A 17,098-nucleotide genomic window follows, 5' to 3' on the forward strand; every position below is an offset into this window, starting at 1 on the left:
GTGTCATCCGTCAACAACCCTGCGCAACCAGCAAGTTGAAATTTGCAGCGGACAGGATGCATGCTCCTGCGGCGGGGCTGAGCCCGTGACAGACTGGCGTGTCCGGGCCCGGGCGCGGGACGGCGAAGGGGAGACGGTGTGACCGCGGAGACCGACTGGGGCGGAGCACCCTCCGTGCTGCGGATGATCCTCGGCAGACAGCTGGAGGAGCTGCGCACCCGCGCCGGTCTCACCTTCGAGCAGGCCGGCGAGGCGATCGGGGTGAGCCACTCCACGATCCGCCGGCTCGAGGCGGCGAAGGTGGCCCGGCTGCGCCTCCCGGACGTCGAGAAGCTGCTCCAGATCTACGGTGTCCGCGACCAGCAGGAGATCGACACCTTCCTGAAGTCGGCGCGGGAGGCGAACAAGCGCGGCTGGTGGCACACCTACCGCGACGTCATGCCGGACTGGTTCGCGGCGTACCTGAGCCTGGAACAGGCGGCCCTGCACATCCGCGCCTACGAGGCCGGATTCGTGCACGGCCTGCTGCAGACCCCGGCCTACGCGCGGGCCCTGCTGAGCGCCGGCAACCCGCACGCCTCCTCGGTCGACACCGAGCGGCGGGTGGCCCTGCGCATGCGGCGCCAGGAGATCCTCACCCGCCCCAGTCCGCCCCGCCTGTGGGTCGTGATGGACGAAACGGTCCTGCGCTGGCCCGTCGGAGGCACCGAGGTGATGCGGCAGCAGGTGGACCATCTGATCGAGGTGGGCAGGCTGCCCCACGTGACGCTCCAGATCATGCCGTTCGCCGCGGGGCCGCACCCCGCCATGCGGGCCGGCGCGTTCGACCTCTTCCGGTTCCGGGCCCCCGAGCTTCCCGACATCGTCTACCTCGGCGGACTCGTGGGCGCCGTCTACCTGGACAAGGGCGACGACGTGGTGGTCTACCGCGAGGCCCTGGACCGCCTGGGCGCCCAGGCGGTGCCGGCCCGAGGCACCGAGGAACTCCTGGGCGCGCTGCGCAAGGAGCTGTGAGGACTTCCACCCGTACCGCACAACCCCACGGAGAAAGGCGAACGATGTCCGACAGCGGATGGCCGGCCGACCGGATCGACACCGAACACGCGCACTCGGCGCGGATCTACGACTACATCCTGGGAGGGAAGGACTACTACCCCGCCGACCGGGAGGCGGGTGACGCGATGGTCCAGGAATGGCCCGCGATGCCCGTGCACATGCGCGCCAACCGGGACTGGATGAACCGAGCGGTGCGCTGGCTGGCGGAGGAGGCGGGGATCCGTCAGTTCCTCGACATCGGCACCGGCATCCCCACCTCGCCCAACCTGCACGAGATAGCGCAGTCGGTGGCCCCCGGGTCACGCGTGGTCTACGTGGACAACGACCCCATCGTCCTCACCCTGTCCCAGGGGCTGCTGTCGAGCACGCCCGAGGGCCGGACGACGTACATCGAGGCGGACTTCCAGCGTCCCGAAGCCGTTCTCGAATCCGACGAGTTCCGCAAGACACTGGACCTGGGCGAGCCCGTCGCGCTCACCGTGATCGCGATCGTCCACTTCGTCCTGGACGAGGACGACGCGGTCGGCATCGTCCGCCGCCTCCTGGAGCCGCTGCCCGCGGGAAGCTACCTGGCCATGACCATCGGCACCGCCGAGTTCGCCCCCGAGGAGGTGGGCCGGGTCGCGCGCGAGTACGCGGCGCGCGACATGCCGATGCGGCTGCGGACCATCGACGAGGCGCACGAGTTCTTCGAGGGTCTGGAGCTGGTCGCACCGGGCATCGTCCAGGTCCACAAGTGGCATCCGGACGGCACCGGAGAGCAGGGCATCCGGGACGAGGACATCGCGATGTACGGGGCGGTGGCCCGCAAGCCGTGACGGCCCGCAAGCCGTGACGGCCCGCAAGCCGTGACGGCCGCGCGGGCCGTGACGGCCGTGCGGGCCGGGCCGGGCGGCCCGCCTGCTCAGATGACGCGGAACAGGTCGGCGGCGGCGTGCACGTCGGTGAAGTCCTCGACGGAACGGAGGTTGTCGCACAGGGCCTCGAGGACCGAGCCGGCCGCCGCGACGCGCGGCGAGCCGACGCCCACGCCGAAGACCCGGAAGCCCAGCCGCCGCTTGGCCTCGTTCCAGCCCCGCATCCACGCCTCGGTGACACCGCAGTCGTCGTCGGTGAGCATCACGATGTCGCCGCGCGTGCGGGCGGCGTCGGCGAACTCCGCCTCGAGCAGTTCGCCCGCCGCCGACAGGGGCCGCTCGTAACTGGTGCCGCCGCCGAGGAAGGTCTCCGCGAAGTCGAGGGTACGGGCGAGATCGGCGGGCCGGCCGGCCGGGAAGCGGAAGACCCGGAGCCGGTCGGCGGCGGAGAACACGATGCCGACGAAGTCCCGCCCCGCGTGACGGGCCTGGTCCAGCAGGGCCAGCGCGCACGCCTTCGCCCAGGCCTCCCGGGTGATGCCGCCGGGCCCCGCCTCGTACATGGAGTGCGAGGTGTCCACGCAGGCGATGACGGCGCCCCGGCCGGTGGCCTGTTCCCCCTGGCTGTCGTAGAGCATCAGCTCCCCGGCGGCGTAGCGTGCGGCGAACACCGCCCGCAGTTCGGGCAGTCCGAGATTGGCCAGCTCGGACGGGATGACCCGGGAGAGGTCGTCGCCGAGCGTGACCCCGATCAGCTCTCCGGTGGCGTTCTCCACCTTGCGGGCGCGTTCGCCCTCGGCCATCTGCCGGAAACGGCCGATCAGTTCGGCCCACTGGGCGAGACGGCCGGTGCGCAGCCGCTCGGCCAGCCGGGCGCGCTCGTCGAACGGCATCCGCTCCAGCTCGGCGGAACCGACACCCCAGGCCCGCATGAGCGCGGTCTCCTCCCGCGCGGCCGCCGCCGACCTCGCCACCGCACCGCGGGCGGCGGCACGGACGCCGGGAACCGCCACGGCGAGCGACCGGGCCGCGTCGGAAGCGGCCCGCCTCCCGGCGGCGTCCGCCTGCTGGACCGCCCGTCGTACGGCGTCGGCGGCCGGTCCCGGCACGGTGCCGTCCTCGTCGGCCTCGTCGGCGGCCTGCCGGAGCGCCTCGGCGACGGCGTCCGCCGCGTCCTCGGCCTCCCCCCGGGCCCGCTGCGCCCGCTCGTCCCGGTCCCGGGCGGGCCGGGAGTCCTCCAGCATCCGGCGCAGCGCGGTGCCCTGGGCGAGCACGGCCATGGCCGCGGCGTACGGGTCGCCGGCCGTCTCCTGGTGCAGCTCGGCGAAGTCCGGTGACTCCAGCAGCGCCGCGAGGAGACGGTGGTTGACCAGCCGGGAGGGCTCCAGCTCGGCGGGCTCGCGCAGGCGCGGGGCGGTCTTGTAGGCGGCCAGGAAGACATCGGTGAGGAGGTCCGCCGTGTGCGCGTGGTGCTCGCCCAGCTCGCCGGCCAGCTCGCGCAGCGCGGGCGACTGCTCGTAGGTGTCGCGCCAGGCCATGCGGTCGAAACGGTCCGCGGCCACGGCCCCGGTGTGCCGTGCGCGGGCGGCACCCGACCGGGCCAGCCACGTCCCGGCGCGGTCCGCCAGCACGTCGAGCCGGCTCGCCGTCCCGCCCCCGTGCGCGTAGGTGCCCTCGTCCATGCCGTCCGCCGCGGTGCTCAGAGCTGGGCCTGGACCGTGCTCGCGTCCACGCCGAGGGCCTCGGTGAGCACCCGGGCGCGGACGGCGCGCTGGCGGCCGGTGACCCGGTCGATGGCGGTGGTGGAGCGGCCCGCGCCCACCGCCTCCGCGCGCAGCGTCTCCAGCCGCTTGCCCGCCATGGCCAGTTGGTTGTGTGCCTTCTTGATGACCCACTCGCTCAGGGCCTCGCGGGACTGCCCGGCCATCGCGTCGAGCTGGGCCTCCAGCTCCTCGATGGTGTCGGCCAGGTCGAGCGCCTCCTTGGCGTCGGGATTGACCAGGTGCAGTACTTCGCGCTCGACCGTCGGGCGTTCGGCGGGGGAGTTCCACAGCACGTGGGTCAGCACCGACAGATCGCTCTGAGCGACCGAGGAACGCCCGTCGAAGTACGCGGACGCCTGGAGCAGGCCCACCGCCTGTCGCCAGCGGCGGTCGGAGGCGATCAGCTCCTTGCGGCGCAGGGCGGCCCGCAGCGTGCACACGGCGTCCACGATCCCGTCGGGCACCTCCACGGCGGGGACGGCCTCGGCCACGGCGTACCGCAACGCGGCCAGGTCCACGGTGGTCCGTCTCGGCGTGGCCGGGCGGCTGACGGCGGAGCGGACCAGAGCGGCGAAGTTCGAGGGATCCTCCAGGTACGCGACCTCGATCCGCACCAGAAGCCGGTCGTAGATCGCGGCCGAGTCCTCGCCTTCGGGCAGCTCGTTGCTCGCCGTGATGGCGCCGATGAGCGGGCAGCGGACGGGCTCGCCACCGCTCTCGGGGTGGTAGATCCGCTCGTTGAGGTAGCCCAGCGTCTCGTTCAGCGCCGCCGTGGAGCACTTGAAGATCTCGTCGATGAACGCGACGTGTGCGGTGGTGGCGCGCCCCTCGTAGACCTGGCGGTACTCCCCGCGCGCCAGCGCGGCGACGTCGACGGGCCCGAACATCCTCGTCGGCGCCGTGAACTTGGACAGCAGGATCTCCCAGTAGGACGCCCCCACGATCCGGCCCGTCAGTTCCCTGGCCAGCTCGGACTTCGCGGTTCCCGGCGGACCGAGTATCAGCGAGTGCCGACCGGCCAGCAGCGTCACCAGCAGCGTCCGTACGACGTCGGCCCGTTCGTAGAAGCGGTCCGACAACTCGTCGCCGATCGCCCGGAGACGCTCGGCCGTGTCCTGGGCGGCCGGTGCCTCCTGCGGGTCCATCTGGCCCATGGCCGACTCCTCCTGTGGCGGTCCGGGTGGGCTGGCGGATCAGAGCCTATCCCGCACAAACGTCCACTTCCCCGCCCTGCACCCGGTCGGTACCTCGGCCCGCGCGGCGGTGGTGCCATCGACCAGACTGTCCGCCATGAACCACTTCTTCTCGCCGTCGGCCCGCTCCGTGTCGGCCGTGACCGCTTCCGTTCTGGCGGCCTGCTGTCTCACCGCGTGCTCAGGGGACGGCGGCGAGGCGCCGGCGGCCATCCGCGTCAACCAGGTCGGTTACGCGGCCGGCGAGAAGAAGTTCGCCTATGTCATGGGCGACCGGGACACCTTGGCGGACGCCGGGTTCGAGGTCCTGGACGAGCACGGCGACACAGCCGGGCAGGGCACCCTCGGGCCCTCCCTCGGTGGCTGGAACGACACGTACACCGCCGTGCGCAGCATCGACCTCTCCTCGCTGCGCCGCACCGGCACCTACCGGCTGCGCCTGGTCGGTGCGGGCGGCGACCCCGAGGTCCGCTTCCGGGTGGCGCCGGCGGGGCGGTTGCTGGGCCCGCTGCGGGCGGACGGCGTGCGCTTCTTCGGCACCCAGCGGGACGGCGAGGACGTACTGGCGGACGCGACCGGGCGGGAGCCCTCGCACCTGACCGACGAGCGGGCGCGCGTCTACGAGCCGGCGGGCAGCGGTCCGCCGGCCGAGGTGGGCGGTCCCGTGGACGTGTCGGGCGGGTGGTTCGACGCGGGCGACTTCCTGAAGTTCACGCACACGACGTCCTACGTGGTCGCGCAGATGCTGAGCGCCGTCCGCGACACACCGCCGGTGCCCGGACTGCGGGAGGAGGCACGGCACGGTCTGGCCTGGCTGGACAGGATGTGGGACGGGGAGACGGGCACGCTCTACGCACAGGTGGGGCTCGGGTCGGGCGGCCGGGAGGTCCACGGCGACCACGACGTGTGGCGGCTGCCCGAGCAGGACGACCGGCTCACCGTGCGGCCGGGGGACCCGGACTACCTCCTCAAGTACCGGCCCGTCTTCCGCGCCAACGAACCCGGGGAGCCCCTCAGCCCCAATCTCGCGGGCCGGGTGGCCGCGGCCTTCGCCCTCGCCGCGCAGACCGGGGCCGAGGACGATCCGGCCCGGGCCCGCGAGTGGCTGGACAAGGCGGCCGCCGTCTACGCGCAGGCGGACACCCGGCCGGACGTGGGGCACCTGGTCACCACCGTGCCCGCCGACTACTACCAGGAGCACTCCTGGCGCGACGACATGGAGTGGGCGGCCGTCGAACTCTTCCGCGGCGGCGACGCCCTGGGCGACGCGCGCGCCCCGCGGTGGCGCGGCGAGGCGGCCGGCTGGGCCCGTGCGGTCCTGCGCGAGGAGCACGGCGGCACCCTGGGCCCCGCCGACGTCAGCGCCCTCGCCCACGCCGACGTGCTCACCTCGGCGGATCCCGACGCCGACCTCGCGAGCGCTCTGGAGGCGGACCTGAGGCGGCAGGTGGAGACGGGGAGAAAGCGCGCGGCCGAGGACCCCTTCCGGTCGGGCGTCATACCCACCGACTTCGACGCGGTGCCGAACACCTTCGGGCTGCTCGCGACCGCCGAGCTGTACGCGCGCGTCACCGGCGACCACCGGTACGACGACTTCGCCGCGCAGCAGCGGGCCTGGGTCTTCGGGGCCAACGCCTGGGGCACCAGCTTCGTCGTCGGCGCGGGCGACCTCTACCCGCACTGCCTCCAGCACCAGGTCGCCAACCTGGCGATGAGCCGCACCGGCCGCGGTGACATCCTGCGCGGCGCCGTCGTCAACGGGCCCAACGACGCGGACCTGCTGAAGGAGCCGGACGCCTTCGACGGGAGCCGTCCCTGCTCCTTCGCCCCCCAGGGCGGCCCGTGGTCGCGGTACGACGGTCACGGCGCCGGCTACGTCGACGACGTGCGGGCCTGGCAGACGGTGGAACCGGCCGACGACTTCACCTCGACGGCCCTGTACGCACTCTCCCTCTCCGCCGCGCGGTCCTGACACGAAGGGGGACACCGCCCGGGGCCGGGTCAGGACGTGGTCGGCCAGGTCCGCAGCAGGACGTCCAGCGCGTCGAGGATCTCCGTCCAGCTCTCCTGCGGCTCGGGGGCGCTGTGGCTGAAACCTCCCGAGGCCTCCAGACCGACGAAGCCGCTGAAGACGCTGCCCAACAGCCGCACGGCATGGGTCTGGTGCGGCTCCGCCAGGCGGTATCCGCGCAGGATCGCCCGTGACATCTGGGAGTGCCGGACCCCGGCACTGGAGGCCGCCGCCTCCGCGTCGAGGGGGAACTGCGTGGCGGCGAAGCGGCCCGGGTGTTCATGGGCGTAGTCGCGGTAGACGTTCGCGAACGCGGTCAGCGCGTCCTTGCCGGCCCGTCCGGCCACCGCCTCGGAGGCCAGGTCGGCCAACTCCTCCAACGCGAACAGCGCGATCCCGGTCTTGAGCTCGTGGGCGTTCCTCACGTGCGAGTACAGGCTCGCCGTGCGGACGCCGAACCGCCGGGCCAGCTCCGTCGGCGTGGTGCGCTCGAAGCCGATCTCGTCGGCCGTCTCGGCCCCGGCCCTGATCAGGCCCTCGGTCGTCAGCCCTACCCGAGCCACACCCGTCCTCCGCATCGCTCACCCGGCAACCGGGGAAGATTATGAGCTTGCCTAACATGATTAGGCAAACTGGGCGTCCCGGTATTCGCGGGCCGCCGTCATCAGGGCGTTGAGCGCGTCCCTGGTGCGGACGAGGTCGGTGATGTGCTCGCTCAGCCGGTCCCGCTCCTGCGCCATGCGCTCCAGCGCCGCGTCGGAATGGGCCTCGCTGGGCGCGTCCACGCAGGGCAGCAGTTCGGCGATGGTCCGGCTGGACAGGCCCGCCGCGTACAGCCGCTGGAGGAACATGACCCGCTCGACCTCGTGTTCCGTGTACTGGCGCTGACCCCCGGCGCTGCGCGTGCTGGCCAGCAGCCCCTGGTCCTCGTAGTAGCGCACCGACCGGACGCTGACCCCGGCCCGAGACGCCACTTCCCCGATACGCATGATCTGCTCCCCGCTGTGATCCGCGGCACACTTACTTGCCTCTGACGTCAGTGTCAGGTTCTAGCGTAGCCGTCGTGCCCGAGATCCGGGCCCGCGGACGACGAAGGAGTCCTGAGATGACGTCCCTCTTCGACAGTTACCGGCTCGGCGGCCTGACGCTGCCCAACCGGATGGTCATGGCCCCGATGTCGCGGGTGCGGGCCGCCGAGGGCGGCCTGGCCACGCCGTCGATGGCCATGTACTACGCCCAGCGCGCCACCGCCGGACTGATCGTCTCCGAGGGAGTGCAGCCGAACGAGGTCGGCCAGTCCAACCCGGGGACCCCCGGGCTGCACACCGACGAACAGGTCGCCGCGTGGCGCCCCGTCACCGCCGCCGTGCACGCCAACGGCGGCCGGATCTTCGCCCAGATCATGCACGGCGGCCGCGTCTCGCACCCCGACACCACGGGCCTGCTGCCGGTCGGTCCCTCGGCCGTCCCGGCCGTCGGGGAGGTGTTCACCCCGACCGGGCCGCAGCCCGTGCCGACGCCGCGCGCCCTGGAGACCGCCGAAGTGCCGGAACAGGCCCGGTCCTACGCCGAAGCGGCCCGCCGCGCCGTCGATGCCGGCTTCGACGGCGTCGAGCTGCACGGCGCCAACGGCTACCTCATCTCCCAGTTCCTCTCCTCGAACGCGAACCTGCGCACCGACCGCTACGGCGGTCCGGTGGCCCACCGGATCCGCTTCGCCGTCGAGGCCGTGTCCGCGACCGTCGAGGCCGTCGGCGCCGACCGGACCGGTATCCGCCTCTCCCCGGCGGGCACGTTCTGGGGTGTCGAGGAGACCGAGGTGCTCGACCTCTACACCGAGCTGCTGACCGAGCTGTCGCGCCTCGGGATCGCCTACGTCCACATCGAGGCCACCGCCGAGGAGGACCTGCTGGTCGCCCTGCGCCGGGTGTGGCCGGGCACGCTCGTCATGAACCCGGTGCTGCCGATGGGGCCCAAGCAGACCGGTCGCGACGAGGCCGACCACTGGCTCGGGCTCGGAGCGGACCTCATCAGCTTCGGCCGCGGCTTCATCGCCAACCCGGACCTGGTCGAGCGACTGCGCACGGGCCTGCCGGTGGCGCCGGTGGACGAGTCCACGTACTACCAGGGCGGTGACGCGGGCTACCTGACCTACCCGTCATACCAGCACACGGCCTGACGGCGGGCCCGGGGGTCGGCGAAGCGGTGCCGTTAGCATGTTCGAGCTCGTGACGATCCGTACGAGCTACCGATTTGTCCGACCCCTAGCAAACGGGCCAACAAGTGAAGACCACACCGACACGAATACTCGCGCGAAGAGACCTCGGCACCCTGTTCGCCGCGTGGCGCCGGCCGCGGGCCGTGCTGTGGACCGCGGCCGGTGTGGTGACCCTCGGTTTCCTCATCGCGCTGGAGATCGTCGCGCGCCACTACGGCGTGCGGGGCCCGATCACCAACCAGGCGCGGGAGGTGGTCTTCTCCCCGCGCTCCGGGCCCCTGCTGTACGCCGGTCTCGCCCTGACGATGGTGGTGCTCACCTGGCGCCAGCGCCTCGTCGCGGCCGGCGCGGCGATCGGCATCGACGTCGTCTTCCTGCTGGTGCGCTGGGCGGTCGGCGCTGACCCGAACTTCGGCAACGGCGCGCTGTGGGTGGTCCTCGGCTGCGCGGTCGTCGCCGTGACGCGCCGCACGGGCAGCGAACGGGCCCTGCTGCTCAAAGGCGCCGGGCTGGGCCTGCTCCTTGTGGCCGGGCACAAGACGGGCGACACCTGGCTGCTCATCACCTCGGAGACCCGCAAGACGGTGCTCGACCCGTACGTGGCCACCGCCGACCAGGCACTGGGCAACCCCTCGTGGCTGGTCGGCCGGTTCGTCGAGGCCACCGAGCCGGTCGGCGGCCACGTACTCCACCTCGTCTACGGCCAGCTGCCCCTGGCCGCCGCCCTCGTCGGGCTGTACCAGCTGCGCCATGTGGCGGCCGAGCGCCGGTTCCCGAGCCACCACCTCGTGCGCACCTTCCTCGTCATCGGCCTGCTCGGGCCCGCCGTCTACATGGTCTTCCCGGTCGTCGGACCGGTCTTCGCCTACGGCGCCGACGGCGGTCAGTGGGCGGTGGCCAACCTGTGGCCGGGCACCCCGCCACCGGCCGGTGCGCCGCACCCGATCCCGTTCGACGACATCACCCCGCGCAACTGCATGCCCAGCCTGCACACGGCGTGGGCCACGACGCTGTTCGTCCACTCCCGCAGGGGCTCCCGAGCCATGCGCTTCGCGGGCGCGTTCTGGCTGGTCGCCACCCTCACCGCGACCCTGGGCTTCGGCTACCACTACGGCGCCGACCTCCTCGCCGGCGTGGTCTTCGCGCTCACGGTCGAGGCCGCGATGCGCGCGTCCGCGCGGGGCTGGGACGGTGCGGCCGTCCGGCTGGTCGTGTACGGCACGACGGTGTTCGCCGTGCTGCTGGTGTCCTACCGGTACCTGCCGGTGGAGATGGCCGGGTACCCGTGGGCCGCCGGGCCGCTGCTTCTTCTCGCGATGGCCTCCGTGATCCTCGGATACGTCCGGACCACCCGGCGGTGGGAGGCGAAGGCCGTGCCGGCGCGGCAGCCGGAACCGCCGCGCCCCGCGGAACCGCAGCCCGAGCTGGTCTGAGGCCAGGACCGGAGCCCCTCGCGGCAGCCGGGGCCGCGGGAGGCCACCGGGCTACTTGAAGTAGTGGCCCTGCTCCAGGTCCTCGACGAGCCCGGGCTGGACGGGCTCCCACCCCAGCAGCTCGCGGGTCAGGACGCTGGAGGCCGCGCGGTTGGCGGCGAGGGAGCCCGCCAGCCAGCCGAAGTGGGCGTCCGCGTCCGCGGCCGGGACCGAGACCACCGGCAGGCCCAGCTGCCGGCCGACCACCTCGGCGAGGTCCCGCACCGGCAGGCCCTCCTCCGCGACGGCGTGCAGCGTCGAGCCCGCGGGGGCCTTCTCCAGCGCGAGGCGGAACAGGTGCGCGGAGTCGAGGCGGTGCGCGGCCGACCAGCGGTTGGCGCCGTCCGCGATGTACCCGGAGACGCCCTTGTCGCGGGCGATCCCGATGAGCGCCGGTACGAACCCGTTGTCCCCCTCGCCGTGATTGGTCGGCGCCAGCCGCACCACGGAGGAGCGGACACCGCGGGCCGACAGGGAGAGGGTCAGTTCGGCGGTGACGGCGCGGATGTGCTGGGCGTCGCCCCGGGCGGCCGCGGCCCGGTCCGCCTCGTGACCGTCGTGTTCGGTCGCCACGTGTCCGGGAATCGCGGGCGTCCCGGACGCGATCGTGAACGGCCGGTCGGACCCGGCGAGCGCCTCGCCGATCACCTCGACGGCTCGCCGGTCGGCCTCGCCGGCGCCCTTGAAGTCGCCCGAGAACGCGATGTCGTGCTTGAAGGCCAGGTGGACGACTCCGTCCGAGTCGGCGGCGGCCCGCCGCAGGACGTCGAGGTCGTCCAGGGTGCCCCGGACCACGCCGGCCCCGGCCGCGGTGAGCGCCTCGGCCGAGGCGTCCGAACGGGCGAGCCCCACGACCTGATGACCGGCCCCGATGAGCTCGGGAACGACGGCTGAGCCGATCCAGCCGGAGGCGCCGGTGACGAAAACACGCATGAGATTCCTCCAGGTATGTCGGTATGCGGCGACTGCCCGTCCGGAAATGGGCGCGGGTACGAGCGACGAGCGCCGACACCAGGACCTTCGATGACAGCCGCTGTCATCGAAGGTAACACGCGATGTCAGTGACTGTCATCGATGGCTGTCAAGGAACGCGCCGCGGTGTCGCGGGACGCATCAGCCCGAGGTCGTCGCCCCAGGCGTCCAGCGTCGCCGCGTGTCCCGCCTCGCGCGCCACGGCCTCGACCCTGCCGAACAGCTCTCGCTGCACGTCCGCGTCACCGGCCCCGGTGATCCGTCCGAGCGCGGCCAGGAGCTCGCGCGCGTCCCACCCCGGCAGTGGGAACCGGTCCAGTTCCCACTCCAGGTACTTGTTGTAGGGGCGCGGACGACGGTCGAGGGCGAACAGCAACTCCAGCAGGAAGCCGAGACTGTCCGCCGCGTCGAGCCGAGCGGCGAGTGGATGCCCGTCCCGGGCGTTCTTGAGCGACCGATAGTGCGAGTTGGCGTAGGCGTCCAGCCGGGCGGCCGCGACCTGCTCGGCCTCCGCGGCACCGAGCCGTCCCTTGGCGGCCACCATCCGCGCGATGCGCCCGCCGAGCCGGTCGAGCAGGACCCGGGCCCGCGCGATCGCGTAACGCTCCCAACCGCCGAGCCGGCCGAACTCCGCCACCGTCACGACGACCAGGTCCAGCCGGGCGGAGCGGTAGCCGTCGAGCCCGGCCAGACCGGTCCGGGCCTCGTCGGTGACCACGACGTACACGTCGTGGTCGGAGTACCGGGTGGCCATGCCGTCGTGGGCGTGGGAACCCTTGAGGACCAGACCGACGACATCGGGGTCGGCGGTGGCGTGCGCGAGGAACGCCTCATAGGTCGTCGGATGCGGTGCGGACACGTGCGGACCTCCGGACTGCTTGACGGGAGACATGCCAAGCCGCCCTCGAAGTCCGGTCGACGAGAGGGCGGTCACTCCGTCCGCGGCGGCCGGGGCCACCGCACCACAGGTCAACGCACGCCCGGATGCTAGCAGCCCGCGTCGCGACGAGCCGGTGCCACCACCTCGGCGGAATCACCAGCGAGGGAGAGTTCGCCGGTGACGCGGAACGGGGCGTGCGCCGGTCGGCGCACGCCCCGTCGGAGCGGAGAACCGCGGGAGGCTCAGGCCTTGTCCTGCATGGACTGCCGGGCCGGATTGCGCTGTTCGGTGGCCTTGAAGTCCTTCTCGCCCGCCTTCGCCCGCACCCCCTTGGCGATGCGCTCGCCGATGGTCCTGTCGATGTTCGACCAGTACTCGAAGGCCCGTTGCAGCACCGGCTCGGTCACCTCGTTGAGGAGGTGGTCCACCACGTTGTCGACCAGCCGGTCCCGGGCCGCGTCGTCCATCACCTCGCGCACCAGGGTGCCCGGCTGACCCCAGTCGTCGTCCTCGGCGTGGCTGACGTAGGCCGTGCGCGTGATGGCCCCGTCCGTCTCCCAGCTGGGCGGCGTGCCGAAGTGCTCGGTGTCGGCGGCCGGACCCCCCTTGGAGTTCGGCGCGTAGACCGGGTCGGTCGTCTTCCGGTAGGCCATCGCACCGTCCTTGGAGTAGGTGCGGACGTCGACCACCGGGGCGTTCACGGGAAGCTGCTGGTAGTTCGCGCCGATGCGGTAGCGGTGGGCGTCGGCGTACGAGAAGAGCCGGGCCAGCAGCATGCGGTCCGGGCTCGGGCCGATGCCCGGGACCAGGTTGTTGGGCTGGAAGGCCGCCTGCTCGATCTCGGCGTGGTTGTCCGTCGGGTTCCGGTCCAGCGTCATACGGCCGACCGGGATCAGGGGGTAGTCGCCGTGCGGCCACACCTTCGTCAGGTCGAAGGGGTTGAACCGGTAGCCCGCGGCTTCCTCGTACGGCATGACCTGCACGTGCAGCGTCCAGCTCGGGAAGTCGCCGTCGCGGATGTGCTCGAAGAGGTCCCGCATGTGGTAGTCGGTGTCGGCCGCCGCCATCTGGTCGGCCTCGTGCTGGGTGAAGAACTCGATGCCCTGGTCCGTCTTGAAGTGGTACTTCACCCAGAAGCGCTCGCCCGAGGCGTTGATCCACATGTAGGTGTGGGAGGTGTAGCCGTTCATGTGGCGCCAGGTGCGCGGGATGCCGCGGTCTCCCATGAGCCAGGTGACCTGGTGCGCGGATTCCGGCGAGAGCGTCCAGAAGTCCCACTGCATGTCGTGGTCGCGCAGGTTGCTGTCCGCCCGGCGCTTCTGCGACCGGATGAAGTGCTGGAACTTCATCGGGTCCTTGACGAAGAACACCGGCGTGTTGTTGCCGACCATGTCGTAGTTGCCCTGGCTGGTGTAGAACTTCACCGCGAAGCCGCGCGGGTCGCGCCAGGTGTCCGGGCTGCCGCGCTCGCCCGCGACGGTCGAGAAGCGGGTGACCAGTTCGGTCCGCGTGCCCGGCTGGAAGACGGCCGCCTTGGTGTAGGCGCTCACGTCGTGCGTCACCTCGAAGTGGCCGAAGGCGCCGCTGCCCTTGGCGTGCGGCTGGCGTTCGGGGATGCGCTCCCGGTTGAACTGCGCCATCTGCTCGATGAGGTAGGCGTCCTGGAGGAGGACCGGACCCGCCGGGCCCGCGGTGAGCGAGTGTTCGTCGCTCTCCGCCGGTGCGCCGGAGTCCGTGGTGGTGGCAGGCGGGGTGTCCGTCATGAGACTGCCTTTCGTCGGGGAGTGGCTGACGCCCAGGGGCCGCGCGACTCGAACCCGGGGCACGGGACCCTCTTCGCCCTGCCCGGCAGAGCGGATCCGCCGACACCCGGGCCGTCCCCGGGCCCCCGGCCCGCGCGGTTCCCGCGGCACGTGTGCCCAGGAGCCGCCGCGCCAATCGGACGCGGGTGCCGGGACCGGCCGGGCCGGAGGGAGGAGGGGGCGGAGCCCGTCGGCCCGGCCGCTCGTCGGCCGTGCCGCGTCCCGGCGCCGGGACGCACCGCGTGCTCGCCCATCCGTCCAGGCCTTCCGGAGTGCCGTCGTCCGTATCAGTCTCCGCCGCCGCCCGGCCCCCGCAAGCGGAGCGGGCGGCGGGTGCGGCGGGTGGAGGGCGGCAGGTGTGGCGGGTGCGGTGTGGCGGAGACGGACCGGCACCCCGCCCCGCCACCCCGCCACCACCCGGCTACCCGGGCCGGCCGGACGGCTCGGCACCCAGCACCCGGCGGACGGCGGTGCGCAGCCAGTGGTGCGCACCGTCGGAGGTGTGCCGGGGATGCCAGGCCATGCCGATGGTCACCGGCGGCAGGGGCAGCGGGATGTCGAGGAGCCGCAGTCCGAGGACCGAGGCCTGTTCGGTGAGGGGGCCGGGTGAGGAGTCGCCGTCCGGCGCGGCGGGCACCAGCGCGACGACGTCGGTGCGGGCGGCGAGGGACAGTGCGGCCAGATGCCCCGGGAGGACGACGGCGACCCGTCGGCTGAGGCCGTGCTCGGCGAGGGCGGCGTCGACCGGACCGTCGAACCGGCCGCGGCGGCTGACCGCGACGTGCTCGGCGGCGGCGAACCGCGCCGCGGTCAAGGGCCCTTCGGTGAGCGGGTGGCCGGGCCGGACGGCGGCCGTCATCCGCAGGGTGACCAGCTCCTCGACCCGCGTCTCGGGGTCCACGTGGTCGATCGCCCCGACCTCCAGGTCCACCCGGCCGTCGCGCAGGGCCGGTCCGGCCTCCAGTTCCTCGGCCCGGAACCGCAGCGAGATCCCCGGCGCCTCCTGCCCGGCCAGCGTCAGCAGACCGGCGGCGAGGGCCGCGCCGACCAGGTCGGCGGCCTGGAGGCTGAGGGTGCCGCGCAGCGCGGCCGGGTCGACGCCGGTGGCCGGGGACAGCAGCGCGCCGAGCCGGTGTACGACGGTGGCGGCCTCGTCGCGCAGGGCCAGCGCCCTCGGGGTCGGCACCATGGTCTGCCCTGCCCGGACCAGCAGGGGGTCCTGGAGGATCCGCCGGAGGCGGCCGAGGGTGCGGCTCATGGCCGCGGGGGAGGTGCGCATACGGGCGGCGGCGCGGGTGACGCTCTGCTCGGCCAGCAGGGCGTCGAGCGCAACGGCGAGGTTGGCGTCGATGGCCGGCGCGATCCGGTCTGTGCTGTTCACCAGTGTTATTCCGTTCCGGGCAACAATCCCTTGCTGAAGTTCCCATTGTGGCAACACCTCGTGGCTACGCAGGATGTGGGCGTACCCGAAACGGAACGACCCACGAGGTTTTCATGATCGTCATCACTGCCCCCACCGGGAACATCGGGCGCCGACTGCTGCCCCTGCTCCTGGAGTCCGCCCCCGCCCGGGGCGAGGAACTGCGCGTGATCGTGCGCGACCCCGCCCGCCTGGCCGCCCCGGTGCGCGAGCGCGTCGAGGTGATCACCGGCTCGCACGGCGACCCCGCCGTCGTCGACCGGGCCTTCGACGGCGCCGACGCCGTCTTCTGGCTCGTCCCGCCGGACTCCTCCCGCGCCCCGGACGACGCCTACCGGGGCTTCACCCGGCCCGCCGCGCACGCGCTCGCCGCGCACCGCGTCGGCCATGTCGTCGGCGTCTCCGCACTCGGCCGCGGCACCCCGGTCGCGGCCCGGGCGGGGCTCGTCACCGCCTCACTCGCCGTGGACGACCTCATCGAGGAGACCGGCGTCGCCTACCGGGCCCTGGCCAACCCGTCGTTCTTCGAGAACCTCCTGGAGGAGGCCGGCTCGATCCGGGAGCGCGGCTGCTTCACCGACGTCGTCGACGCCGAGCGCAAGGCCCCGCTCGTGGCCGTCGCCGACATCGCCGCCGTGGCCGCCGGTCTCCTGCTCGACCGGTCGTGGACCGGCACCGGCAGCGTCCCGGTGCTCGGACCGCGGGACCTGTCACCCAACGACCTGGCCCGCATCATGACCGAACAGCTCGGCCGCCCCGTCCGCTACGAACGCCAGACGTTCGACGACCTGCGCACCACCCTGGTCGGCTACGGCCTCGACAAGGACTTCGTGGACGGCGTCGTCGACATGAAGCGGGCCAAGGACGACGGCCTCGACGCGGGTGTCACCCGCACCCCGTCCACGGCCACCCCGACCACCTTCGAGGACTGGGTCGCCCGGACCCTCGGGCCCGTGGTCCTGTCCTGAATCTCCACCCTCACCCACCTCGCACACTCACTCTCACCCCGAAACAGGGAGCAACCATGCCCGAAGAGACGGCCCACACCCCGGTCACCGCGTTCATGCTCGTCAAGACCTCACCCGAGTGGCTCGCCATGACCGTCGAGGAGCGGGTGCACGCCTTCACCACGGAGGTCGTCCCCGTCGTCGAGGCCAGGACCACCGGCGTCCGGTCACGCTTCTACGACACGGAGTTCTACTCCGCCCGCGTCACCGACGTGTGGGTCTGGGAGGCCGACGACCACCACGCCTACCAGCTCCTCGTCGACGCCCTGCGCGAGACACCCTTCTGGGACCGGTACTTCGAGGTCGTCGACCTCCTGGTGGGCACGGAGAACGGTTACGCGCGCACCTACGGCGTCGACGCGGTCACCACCATCTCCACCTGACCGGACCGGGTGGATCACGTCGCCGACGACGGTGAGAAACTGGCGGCGCCCGCGATGCCGCCGC

General features: G+C 72.7%; 15 protein-coding genes. 7 read left to right on the forward strand and 8 right to left on the reverse strand.

Translation table 11 applies throughout. The annotated features are described in order from the left end of the window. The first annotated feature begins 138 nt into the window (after nucleotides 1-138). Both ACFYZ3_RS21420 and ACFYZ3_RS21425 read left to right on the forward strand, forming a co-directional pair. Nucleotides 139-1,014 carry a helix-turn-helix domain-containing protein gene (locus ACFYZ3_RS21420; RefSeq protein ID WP_388519952.1) on the forward strand — a complete coding sequence of 292 codons (876 nt, stop codon included), beginning with the start codon at nucleotides 139-141 and terminating at the stop codon, nucleotides 1,012-1,014. Between the two features lie 44 nt (nucleotides 1,015-1,058). Further along, on the forward strand, nucleotides 1,059-1,874 hold the full coding sequence (locus ACFYZ3_RS21425) for an SAM-dependent methyltransferase (RefSeq protein WP_388519955.1): 816 nt from the start codon (nucleotides 1,059-1,061) through the stop codon (nucleotides 1,872-1,874). Nucleotides 1,875-1,960: 86 nt separating this feature from the next. Here ACFYZ3_RS21425 and ACFYZ3_RS21430 read toward each other — a convergent pair whose 3' ends face one another. Continuing rightward, nucleotides 1,961-3,595, reverse strand: a complete 1,635-nt coding sequence (locus ACFYZ3_RS21430) for a VWA domain-containing protein (protein ID WP_388519958.1) — start codon at nucleotides 3,593-3,595, stop codon at nucleotides 1,961-1,963. A gap of 17 nt (nucleotides 3,596-3,612) precedes the next feature. Next, nucleotides 3,613-4,830 carry an AAA family ATPase gene (locus tag ACFYZ3_RS21435; RefSeq protein ID WP_388519961.1) on the reverse strand — a complete coding sequence of 406 codons (1,218 nt, stop codon included), beginning with the start codon at nucleotides 4,828-4,830 and terminating at the stop codon, nucleotides 3,613-3,615. A gap of 136 nt (nucleotides 4,831-4,966) precedes the next feature. Here ACFYZ3_RS21435 and ACFYZ3_RS21440 point away from each other — a divergent pair, with 136 nt between their 5' ends. Further along, complete coding sequence (locus ACFYZ3_RS21440) at nucleotides 4,967-6,841, forward strand: glycoside hydrolase family 9 protein (RefSeq protein WP_388519964.1); 1,875 nt, start codon at nucleotides 4,967-4,969, stop codon at nucleotides 6,839-6,841. A 29-nt stretch (nucleotides 6,842-6,870) separates the two neighbouring features. Here ACFYZ3_RS21440 and ACFYZ3_RS21445 read toward each other — a convergent pair whose 3' ends face one another. Continuing rightward, nucleotides 6,871-7,443 (reverse strand): TetR/AcrR family transcriptional regulator, encoded by a 573-nt coding sequence (locus tag ACFYZ3_RS21445; RefSeq protein WP_361009086.1) that lies wholly within the window; start codon nucleotides 7,441-7,443, stop codon nucleotides 6,871-6,873. Between the two features lie 60 nt (nucleotides 7,444-7,503). Then, the gene (locus tag ACFYZ3_RS21450; protein WP_388519967.1) at nucleotides 7,504-7,869 is read right to left on the reverse strand and encodes a MerR family transcriptional regulator; all 366 of its coding nucleotides are present in this window, start codon (nucleotides 7,867-7,869) and stop codon (nucleotides 7,504-7,506) included. 116 nt (nucleotides 7,870-7,985) lie between these two features. Between ACFYZ3_RS21450 and ACFYZ3_RS21455 the strand changes: the two genes are divergently transcribed. Further along, nucleotides 7,986-9,059, forward strand: coding sequence for an alkene reductase (locus tag ACFYZ3_RS21455; RefSeq protein WP_388519970.1), 1,074 nt, complete (start codon nucleotides 7,986-7,988; stop codon nucleotides 9,057-9,059). 104 nt (nucleotides 9,060-9,163) lie between these two features. Beyond that, nucleotides 9,164-10,531, forward strand: coding sequence for a phosphatase PAP2 family protein (locus tag ACFYZ3_RS21460; RefSeq protein WP_388519973.1), 1,368 nt, complete (start codon nucleotides 9,164-9,166; stop codon nucleotides 10,529-10,531). Nucleotides 10,532-10,582: 51 nt separating this feature from the next. On the opposite strand, the gene ACFYZ3_RS21465 is transcribed toward ACFYZ3_RS21460, so the two are convergent. The 4 genes from ACFYZ3_RS21465 to ACFYZ3_RS21480 form a co-directional block, all read right to left on the reverse strand. Further along, nucleotides 10,583-11,503, reverse strand: a complete 921-nt coding sequence (locus ACFYZ3_RS21465; RefSeq protein ID WP_388519976.1) for an SDR family oxidoreductase — start codon at nucleotides 11,501-11,503, stop codon at nucleotides 10,583-10,585. A gap of 148 nt (nucleotides 11,504-11,651) precedes the next feature. Next, nucleotides 11,652-12,401 (reverse strand): hypothetical protein, encoded by a 750-nt coding sequence (locus ACFYZ3_RS21470; RefSeq protein ID WP_388519979.1) that lies wholly within the window; start codon nucleotides 12,399-12,401, stop codon nucleotides 11,652-11,654. Nucleotides 12,402-12,664: 263 nt separating this feature from the next. Beyond that, a complete protein-coding gene (locus ACFYZ3_RS21475) occupies nucleotides 12,665-14,185 on the reverse strand; it encodes a catalase (protein ID WP_388519982.1) in 1,521 nt (506 codons plus the stop codon). A gap of 460 nt (nucleotides 14,186-14,645) precedes the next feature. After that, the gene (locus tag ACFYZ3_RS21480; RefSeq protein WP_388519985.1) at nucleotides 14,646-15,605 is read right to left on the reverse strand and encodes a LysR family transcriptional regulator; all 960 of its coding nucleotides are present in this window, start codon (nucleotides 15,603-15,605) and stop codon (nucleotides 14,646-14,648) included. Between the two features lie 113 nt (nucleotides 15,606-15,718). On the opposite strand from ACFYZ3_RS21480, the gene ACFYZ3_RS21485 reads away from it, so the two are divergent. Continuing rightward, a complete protein-coding gene (locus ACFYZ3_RS21485) occupies nucleotides 15,719-16,612 on the forward strand; it encodes an NAD(P)H-binding protein (protein ID WP_388519988.1) in 894 nt (297 codons plus the stop codon). Nucleotides 16,613-16,668: 56 nt separating this feature from the next. Continuing rightward, nucleotides 16,669-17,034 carry a darcynin family protein gene (locus tag ACFYZ3_RS21490; RefSeq protein WP_388519991.1) on the forward strand — a complete coding sequence of 122 codons (366 nt, stop codon included), beginning with the start codon at nucleotides 16,669-16,671 and terminating at the stop codon, nucleotides 17,032-17,034. Nucleotides 17,035-17,098: the final 64 nt, after the last annotated feature.

The organism is Streptomyces sp. NPDC001599 (assembly GCF_042893535.1).
GTDB lineage: Bacteria > Actinomycetota > Actinomycetes > Streptomycetales > Streptomycetaceae > Streptomyces.